Source organism: Halalkalibacter lacteus, from assembly GCF_036663595.1.
GTDB classification, from domain to species: domain Bacteria; phylum Bacillota; class Bacilli; order Bacillales; family Bacillaceae_D; genus Halalkalibacter; species Halalkalibacter lacteus.
Genome location: NZ_JAWRVL010000057.1, coordinates 1 through 9,362, shown reverse-complemented (window position 1 = coordinate 9,362; position 9,362 = coordinate 1). Strand labels below are relative to the sequence as shown.

Annotated in this window: 9 protein-coding genes; 6 read left to right on the top strand and 3 right to left on the bottom strand. The window is 34.3% G+C overall.

Annotated elements, in window-relative coordinates:
- Window positions 1-382: 382 nt before the first annotated feature.
- Window positions 383-1,306 (bottom strand): LysR family transcriptional regulator, encoded by a 924-nt coding sequence (locus tag SAZ04_RS21090; protein ID WP_332699288.1) that lies wholly within the window; start codon window positions 1,304-1,306, stop codon window positions 383-385.
- Window positions 1,307-1,422: 116 nt separating this feature from the next.
- Between SAZ04_RS21090 and SAZ04_RS21085 the strand changes: the two genes are divergently transcribed.
- A complete protein-coding gene (locus tag SAZ04_RS21085) occupies window positions 1,423-2,193 on the top strand; it encodes a class I SAM-dependent methyltransferase (protein ID WP_332699285.1) in 771 nt (256 codons plus the stop codon).
- 304 nt (window positions 2,194-2,497) lie between these two features.
- Window positions 2,498-3,130 carry an FMN-binding negative transcriptional regulator gene (locus SAZ04_RS21080; protein WP_332699282.1) on the top strand — a complete coding sequence of 211 codons (633 nt, stop codon included), beginning with the start codon at window positions 2,498-2,500 and terminating at the stop codon, window positions 3,128-3,130.
- Window positions 3,131-3,950: 820 nt separating this feature from the next.
- Here the strand turns inward: SAZ04_RS21080 and SAZ04_RS21075 are convergent.
- The gene (locus SAZ04_RS21075) at window positions 3,951-4,178 is read right to left on the bottom strand and encodes a helix-turn-helix transcriptional regulator (protein ID WP_332699279.1); all 228 of its coding nucleotides are present in this window, start codon (window positions 4,176-4,178) and stop codon (window positions 3,951-3,953) included.
- Window positions 4,179-4,384: 206 nt separating this feature from the next.
- Here SAZ04_RS21075 and SAZ04_RS21070 point away from each other — a divergent pair, with 206 nt between their 5' ends.
- The 3 genes from SAZ04_RS21070 to SAZ04_RS21060 all read left to right on the top strand — a co-directional run bounded on the left by SAZ04_RS21070 (window position 4,385) and on the right by SAZ04_RS21060 (window position 5,814).
- The gene (locus SAZ04_RS21070; RefSeq protein WP_332699276.1) at window positions 4,385-4,768 is read left to right on the top strand and encodes a hypothetical protein; all 384 of its coding nucleotides are present in this window, start codon (window positions 4,385-4,387) and stop codon (window positions 4,766-4,768) included.
- Window positions 4,769-4,871: 103 nt separating this feature from the next.
- The gene (locus SAZ04_RS21065; protein ID WP_332699274.1) at window positions 4,872-5,255 is read left to right on the top strand and encodes a hypothetical protein; all 384 of its coding nucleotides are present in this window, start codon (window positions 4,872-4,874) and stop codon (window positions 5,253-5,255) included.
- Window positions 5,242-5,814 carry a hypothetical protein gene (locus SAZ04_RS21060; RefSeq protein ID WP_332699271.1) on the top strand — a complete coding sequence of 191 codons (573 nt, stop codon included), beginning with the start codon at window positions 5,242-5,244 and terminating at the stop codon, window positions 5,812-5,814. Before SAZ04_RS21065 ends, SAZ04_RS21060 begins: the two co-directional genes overlap by 14 nt.
- Before the next feature lie 734 nt (window positions 5,815-6,548).
- Here the strand turns inward: SAZ04_RS21060 and SAZ04_RS21055 are convergent.
- Complete coding sequence (locus SAZ04_RS21055; protein ID WP_332699268.1) at window positions 6,549-7,523, bottom strand: hypothetical protein; 975 nt, start codon at window positions 7,521-7,523, stop codon at window positions 6,549-6,551.
- A gap of 553 nt (window positions 7,524-8,076) precedes the next feature.
- Between SAZ04_RS21055 and SAZ04_RS21050 the strand changes: the two genes are divergently transcribed.
- Window positions 8,077-8,721, top strand: coding sequence for a glycosyltransferase (locus tag SAZ04_RS21050; RefSeq protein WP_332699265.1), 645 nt, complete (start codon window positions 8,077-8,079; stop codon window positions 8,719-8,721).
- The last annotated feature ends 641 nt before the right edge of the window (window positions 8,722-9,362 follow it).

Here is a 9,362-nt window from a genome sequence, read left to right as displayed (position 1 = left end):
CCGACTACCTAAAGAATAACCTATAAAAAATAGGCCAACCAGATAAAAATAACAATCTGGATGACCTTATAATACGAAAGGGCGCTTTTCTGAAATAAGGAAAGCGTCTTTCTTCATGAAAAGGGCCATTTAATGGAATAAGAAGCTGCATAAAACCCCACTTTTTTTACAGCCATTAGGCGCTTGAGCGCACGTAAACGTTGATTTATCATCGATGTGCAAAATCCTGTAAAAACAATAAATTATGACAAGTTGATCCCCTTTGCGCACAAGGGGGTTATGTTGGTAACTTCCGTTAGGAATGGTAATGTAAACTGAACTTGTATATGTTATACAGCAAAGATTAATGAAAGCTAACAGAAAAAGGGTTTTATATTTTGATTTAGCTTTGTTTTTCATAAATTTCTATTAAAGCTTTTGCATTCATACTAAGATAGCGTTCCTTGTTATATGTAAACACTAGTGTACGAGTAGGATTTGAATCTAATTCAATATAAGAAAAGTAAGTTTGCTGAGGACTTCGGTGAACGATCATTTCAGGAACTACTGTTAGACCAAGACCATGTCCCACAAGAGATTGAGCTGTTTCAATGCTACTTGTTTCATAAGCAATCTGTGGCTCAAATCTACCTCTCGCACATAATTCTAATACTGTACGACGAAAACCGTATCCTTGCTTCAATAAAATAAATGGACAATTGGCAAAATCCTCAATAGGTAAAGCAGTTTGTTTGATCAATTTAGGAGAAAACATCATCTGTTTTAATTTTTCAGGCATCCATTGTTTTTGTTCTTTTGGCAATACAAGATAAAGGGGCTCAGTAAGCATTGTTTTCGTATTTAAACGAGAATCTTCTATGGGAAGTGACAGTATAGAAATATCAACTAATCCTTTCGCGGTTAAATCTAATAGCCTTTCTGTTGATTCTTCAATTAGTTGAATGCAGACATTTGGATACTGTTCTTTATAGATTTTAAGAAGTGGAGGCAAAATATGTCCTCCTGTAATAGCTGTTGAGCCAATCTTTAATTCACCTCTTATTCCTTCTTTTCGTTCAAGGATCTCACGTTTTAGATCATCACGCATTTGTAAGATCTTCTCAGCTTGTTTTACAAAACATAAACCATCGGGAGTTGGTTCTACTGTACCAGGCTTTCGATTAAACAAATATACACCGAGTTCCTGTTCCAATTTTGCAATTTGTTTACTTAAAGATGGCTGTGCAATATGAAGATGGGAAGCAGCTTTTGTAAAGCTCTTTGTTTTATATATTTCTAATGTATACTCAAATAGTCTCATGTCCATAATATCCCTCCATAGCCTGCGGCTATCATTATAATAGATTATATATCTTAGTCGAATAAATGTTTATAGATTATTATGAAAATAACAATATTTCAAAATTAAGGGAGTGTTATTATATGAGTTCTGTGAATGTTTGGAATGCAGATTTGTACGATGATAAATTAAGCTTTGTATCTAGTTATGGCAAAGGAGTAGTTGAGCTACTTCAACCACAAAAGGGAGAAAAAATACTTGATTTGGGTTGTGGAACGGGAGATCTTACATACGAAATTTCTAAGTCGGGTGCGATTGTGACGGGAAGTGATTTCTCAGGAGAAATGATTGAGAAGGCACGTAAAAAGTATCCTCAAATCCCATTCATTGTTGCAAATGGAGAAACATTTAGAACAAATGAAAAGTATGATGCTGTTTTTTCGAATGCAGCCCTTCATTGGATGAAACAAGCTACCAAGGTGGTCGAATCGGTTGAGCTAGCATTACATCCAGGTGGTCGATTTGTAGCTGAATTTGGTGGACAAGGAAATGTTCAAACCGTTATTCGGGGAATAACAGAGGTACTCTCTCAAGAATATGGAATGAATGTAGCAGAAAGAAACCCTTGGTATTTTCCAAGTATAGGGGAATATAGTACTATACTTGAACAGTACGGATTTAGAGTATCATATGCTCATCATTTTGATAGACCTACCCTATTAACTGATGGAGAAATGGGGTTGAATCATTGGTTAGATAGTTTTGCGGATGACTTTTTCCCTGAGTTCTCTAACGAAGAAAAAATAGTTATTTACGAAAAAATAAAAAATAAGATACAATCAACTTTATATAAAGATGGTATATGGGAAGCTGATTATAAACGAATTAGAATTGTTGCGATTAAGAAAAGATAGTTACTGTTACAGTATGGTATATTTAACAGCCTTGGAATGATAAGATCTAAGGCTGTTTTAATTTCCACTAACGAATTTTATGGTAACTAAGCAAGAGTTAGATAAGTGCGAGCCAGCTTTAACAGCCTTTGATCTTCAACAATCGGGCCATTTAATGGAATAAGACTTCTAATAAACTGGATATTTAAGAACTATAGAAGAAGTTTACCACAATTAAAAAAATACAATATATTCACACCAATTATTGAATAAAAATACATTTAAGTGTAAAATTATCCAATAATGAAGAAGTGGGGGATTAGTTGTGTACATTCCAAAAGCATTTGAAGTTAGTAATAAATACAAATTATATGATTTCATCCAGAGTAACAGTTTCGGGATTTTGTTTTCACAGGTAGAAAATGGACCATTAGCAACACATTTACCTTTCTTGGTTGATGAAAATGTTGGTGAAGGTGGAATTTTAGTTAGTCATATGGCAAAACTAAACCCTCACTGGGAAAACTTAAACAATAAAGAAGTCCTAGTAGTTTTTTCTGGACCACACGCTTACATTTCACCAACTTGGTATAACGAAGGAAATACAGTACCTACTTGGAATTATGTGGCTGTCCATGTCTATGGAACGGTTAGAATTATAGACAAAAAAGAAGAAATGGTTGAATTATTAAGTAAGACGGTCGATTTTTATGAAGCTTCTATGCCTAACCCATGGAATGCTCAATTTGATAGTAAATTTATGGATGGCTTAATGAACGGTATAGTTGGACTTGAAATATCAATCAATAGGATTGAAGGGAAATGGAAGTTAAACCAAAACCACTCTATAGAAAGGCAACAAAACCTCGTTAATGGTTTAAAAACGAGTAATGAATATAATTCAGCAGAAATAGCACGAATTATGCAGGAGAATATTGATGCTAATAACAAAAATTGATATAGAGTATTTATTCAAGTTTTATACAATTTTTACTCTGTTGTGTATCTTATTGTTTATTAAAGTAACGGGCGTTTTTCTGGAATGAGAATTGCGTCTTTCTTTATGTATAGGGCGCTTTTCTTGCATAAGGAAGCGCCCATTCTCTATTTAACGGGGATTTGTTTTTCGGAAGATCCCTTAATCCACCTTTTCGGGGGATGCGCAAAAACACCCATAAACATCGTAACTTTATTTCAAAGCCACATTACACGGCTATTTGATTTGTTCATGGAGGTTGTTCACTTATATTTTTTATGTCAGATAATATATTATATCTCATTGATAATTGTAAAATTTTGGATATTGTATATGGAAAAGGAGTGTTGTTCTATGAAGCCAAATTTTGCAGAAGTCGTAAAAAGCTTTGAAAACCGTCTAAAACGCAAATTAACGGACGTTGAATACCGCCTACTTTACTTAAATTTTGTTAAGTCTTCTCAAAATCGCAAGTAAATCCTTCTTATCTCTTCCAGTCCATTGTACTAATTCTTCTATAGTTGGATTCCTCCCTTTTGTAATTTGTATGTTTTGTATAATTTGTTTAACTTTACGCTCTATATCATTCAAAAGATCACCTTTTTGAATACATTATATAAGAACGTATATTCTCGTATCAAAAGAAACGCTCTCTGACGCAATTAACTTTTCTTTTGTACAGAGTTGGTTATCTAATTTCGTAAGAGAAGAGCTACTAAATAAAAAATAAAACAATAAAGCCCGATAATCTCTACTTTAACGAGTAGCAAAAACCCACCTTAAATTCTTATAAGGTGGGTTTTTACATATCCCAGAAGTCGTCACTTTTAACATTAGGGTCAATCTCCCTTAATGCTTTTAAGACCTTTTTCATTGTAACTCGAGTAGGTTCATGGTCTGGCTCGCATTTACATAACTCGCTTATAGTAGAACGGCTAACTTTTGATTGCTTAGAAAGCCATTGCTGTGAAATCCCTCTTTTATCAAGCCATTTACCTAAAGGACTTCTTTTTTTTCCTAACCCAAACAATATTATCTCCTCCTTTGTCATCATTTCTGTCCAGAAATTCGAAGTTTCATACATTTTTGTAAAAAGTATCGGAATAATGGACAAGCGGTATCAAATATCTTTTATCAAAGACGTAAGAGAGCGTCACGCTAATAAAATGGAATGGTGATACTAAGTTGTATCAGTGTGAGTCAATACACGTCAACAAGACGTCAGGAGGGTTTTATATGTATAGACCTACGGTGAGATATGAGGATGTGTACAAAGAGTATGTTGAGAATGTTTTTCATGCTACCCATCTAGATCGCAGTCAAATTATAAGAGCAGCGCTATTTATTGCTGGGCACACAGAACAGTTTTCTAGAATAATAGAACCTTATATAAGAAGGGGGATGTCTTTGCCGTCTCCGTTATGGAACGAAGAGGATGAAGAACTTTGGTTAAACCAAAAAGTAGTTGAACCTATGGAAGTTCGACAAATGACTAAGGCCGTTCAAAAGAAATCGGTTAGATTCGAAAATAGAAAAGTGGAGGAACAGCCAATAGCAAGTCCAAAAGTGTTTAGTCCTGGTGGAGGGATATCTATTAAGGTTGGCAATGGGAATAGGTGACGTCCCTCTTCTCTATCTAGGAAAATTCTTACCACGTTACCTAGATACCGAGTTACCCAAGGCTAAGGGAGGGAATTTATAAAAAATGAGGGTGGGGAGTAAGGTGCGGTTAAATCCTATGTTAAACAAACAAAAGAAAGACGTCTCTAGGAGAACTCGTTCTGATAAAAAACGGGATATAAAAATTCCTGTTACCAAAGAAGAAAAATTATTTATTATCAGAGCATCGATCGAGAGAAAAGAATCAGAAACGGACTATTGCACTCAACTTTTAAAGTCGTCTTTATCAAGAAATAGAGAATTTGAGGAAGTGGAATATCGAAATCTTGAAGATACGGTCCACGTGAAGGTGAACGCTTTTCTAGAAGAACAAATTGCTTATTATGCAGCGTTATGGGGTTGGAGAAGTATGCGGAAGGTAGCGCACCGAATTTTTAAGCAGTCATTGCGACTCGAGAGAGGGGAAATCATCTTTGAGGGCATATAGTGAACGTAATCTTATTGGCCAAGAGTTAAAGCCATCAAGTTTTATGACGCGGATCTTCATACCCATGAACACAGAGTTACGGTTAATGGTACCAAGAGATATCTATTTTAGAGCCCAGGTGTTGTGTGAAGATGTTTATGAACTAACAGAAACTCGTTTTAAATTAGGGAACCTTGTTGAGATGTTATGGGAAGACTTCCTTGATTTCGTGAGAAGAAAACAAGACATAAAAGCAACCTATCAACTTCTTCTTGAATACGACCAAGGAACGCCTAATGTGAGGTTGAAAAAATATGATGAAAAGAACATAGAGGAAATGCCTCTTTATCCAGTAAGAAAACCTCCAGTAGATGATGAGGTCGAGGTCTTCTATTCTAAAATGAAAAGGAAGGATGCACTAAGAGGAGAAGTGATGCTTTCAGATATAGCACAGGTATTCCCTAATCACCACTTCACGTTAGAAAGGGTATTAGAAATACTTCTGATTGATTTTATTGTTAAGTATAGCAAGGGAGAAACACAAGAAATAGTGTGTAGATTATTATCTGATCGCGATTAAAATTTATATGGTACTATTATGTTGCATGGAATGTTAGTTTTAGCCGGACTATCAAGCTTTAGCTTGACTTTCAGCCTTTAGGGGTCACGTTACCAAAAGTGAAAAATTGTACGTTTAGACACAATTTAGACACGTTTTAGTCGATTACCTGTACTGTAAGAAAAAACATAAAATACGTAAGATCATGAATAATCAAAATATACTTTGGTAGAGCTAGCCAGGTCGCGCCTATACGCAGCCTGCCGACCATTTTAAGAGGCATTTCTGTTGGTGGCATTTAAAAAATGCTGTTTATGGCAGTATGTTTTTTGAATAGAAAAAAGCCGAAAATATGCAAAAAATGAATAAAAACTTGCATATTTTCAGCCTTTTATCATTTTGTTTATTCAACAAAAGCGCCCGATTGCGGAAGATTGTTATTGAAGTAATGCTCCCTTACTTCAATAAGAAAAGGCGATTATTCTTTATTCAGCAATCGCTACCTGTTATTCGAAGAGAAAAAGGTATCAGACTAAAAGATATTATTAATTAAAGTTATAATGGTTTATAATTTTATTAAACATTATCTTATTTAGGACCTTACCTATTCATCCACCAAAACGAGAAAATAAAAAAGGCAATTGTAGCTATCAAGGCAAGCCAAACGGATATTTCCGGTAAAACATACTTAGTATTAACTCCTTCTAGAATCAGATCAAATATGCGTAGAAAGCATAAAAGGCTTTACTCTCTGTTTATTTAAATGACTTAGCTAAATGCAAAAGTTCTTCTTCATCTAACATATTGCTGTATATATAATATCCAATTCCTTCATCCACCCAAGTTAAATAGAGTGAAGTCTGGAGTTTTCCGTTTTCCGTCATTACATGATTACGACCTAGTATTGCTGGAGTGTCATTCATAGAAATTTCCTCTTTGCTTTCATAATCCCCTTGCAATTTAGCTATAACTTCATTATTCGTCACTTCAATGTATAACGCGTTGGCCTCATTCTCAAGAATTTCATTATCATAGTTCATTCCAATAATCGTCTGAGCATTTCCAACTTCCTCAACAGTTACCATTTTTAAAACAGTACTTTTAGGTAGATAAGATGGTGTTTTAAAGGAGAAGGATACCATTTCACGAGCTTCTTCAACAGACTTAACGTACTCTATAGTAGGCACATGAAGTTCCCAATCAGTTTCCTCAGAATAAATAGTATGAACAGCTAAAGCAACTAGGGAAAAAAGAAGAAAAGAAACTCCAACTTTCTTAAACTCGCCCTTAGCCCCTTTATCATAAGTTAATTGAAAATAAACCATTGTATGATAAAAAACAATCGCAGTTAGTGATCCAGTAATGAAACTGTCTAGCAGTAACGAGAGAAAATCGCTATTTTTTAAATAAAATAAACTATTGATTAGAACTATTGTAATCGAGCCACTAAGACAATAAATGAAAAGACTTTTAATGCTATAGTGTGCTTTAAAGTGATTTCCTATCATTTTTTCGATGATTAAAGCTAGAGGAATCCACATCAGAAGGTACAACAAAAATGATCCGATGAACATACTTACAAAAACACTACCTATAAAAACATTGAAGCCCTTGGGAAGATTCGTTAAGAAGAAAACGGAAGAAAATAAAGTATCGATAAAAGCAGCAGCAATGACAATCTTTAATAAGCTAGGAAATAGATTTTCAGTTACGCCAAACTTTTGATTCACTATGTTTTGACCCCTCCACATTTAGATCTTTTTATATGTTTAGCATAAATTTCTACACGGTTAATTACTACTGGTAAAATACAGCATCTAGTTTATTAATTATTTTAGAATTAAATGGAGGATCTTATTGAAATTGCATGGGAGTAAAAAAGCGTTCCTGCTTTTTACAGAAACGCGCCCGATTGCTGAAGATCTTAATTACTATGTCTTGTTGAACGAAACGCTACCCGTTTATTGAATAAGAAGTAAAGTTATTGCCGAATATATATGCCTACATCTTCTGCATATTTTTTATGCTTAATAAAAGTATTTTGATGTTTGCAATAAACAGGGAAGCTTAATTCATAATTGCCGATTATTACGGTTTCAAGTTCTGGAAAAAAGAAATTTCCAAAACTAACCTCTAAATAATATTTGAACAACCCATTAAGATTGCTAATAGTAAAATAAATTTCATATAATTATTCCTTCTAATAAAGTGACTTTGACGAATGAAAAAATTCATTAAAACAATAATAGAAAGGAACTTGTTATTTTGGAAGGAGTAGATTTGATGAAAAAATTTTTGTTTATGGCATTAATTTTAGTATTTATGCAAAACATGCTACCTGGGACAATTAGTGTTAATGCTAAACCACCGGAACAATGTATTAGTCAATCAGAGGTGAAGTTCAAAAATGAATTCAGGAGACTTTGGATTGATCATGTATTGTGGACAAGTAATTATATTACAAGTGCAACAACAGCAGGAGCGGAGGATCAAGAGCAAGTGCTATCAAGACTTCTGAAAAATCAGGAGGATATAGGAAATGCTGTGAAGCCGGTATACGGAGAGGAAGCAGGGAACAAACTTACGGATTTACTTAAGGAACATATTGTTATTGCTGGCAAAATCGTAGATGCCGCTAAAAATGGAAACGAAGACATGGTGGCTCAGCTAAACAAAGAATGGTATAGAAATGCTGATGATCTAGCGGCGTTCCTTAGTGGCGCCAACCCAAATTTAAAAAATGAAGATTTAAAAAAATTGCTGTATATGCATTTAGAATTGGTAACAGATGACTTATTAGCAAGCTTAGAAAAAGAATGGGATGCAAGAATTGTTGCGATTGATGAAGGGGTTACACATATAATCTTAATGGCAGATGCTATATCTGAGGGAGTTTTGAAGCAGTTTCCAGAGAAGTTTAAAAAATAATCTTGAGAAGCTTCAGCAGAGTGCTGAAGCTTCTTTTTTATATTACTTTGATAAAACCATAATAGGGAATTCAAGAGCGAACAGATCAAGACCGAGCCATATTTGTGACGGAGAGAATTCCTCACTGTAGGATCATTTCCCAGATGAGGTATGTTATTAAACGAATATCGAAATTGAGCTGGTATAGATAAAACAATACACCCTCACCAATTAGGGGTCACGTTACCAAATGTCGCTTTTAAATAAAGTCACGGTGTTTATAAAAAAGACAAGATGTTTTGAATAAAGTCGCGACGTTTATAAAAAAGTTGCGATGTTTTGCTCCTTTTGGATCTGTTTATCAAAAGGGGTGTTTTTATAGTGAGAAGTGAAAAGAAGATCTGAACTGTAAGGTGGATTAAGGAACTGTTGTGTGGCAATAAAGTTACTCCACTAAAGGGCCAGATTGTGTAATAAGAAAAGGAGTTTTTGAAACTTTAAAATAAAGTTCGTTTTGGAAAAAAGTGGTTTTTTATGTTCTACCAATGATAATATTTATATATGAAGAACAGGGGGAAAAGTCATGCGATCAGATCTACAACAAGGGAAACTCCCCCTTTCCATATTTTGTATGGTGGAATTTAGTTAATAAACTTTAAAGG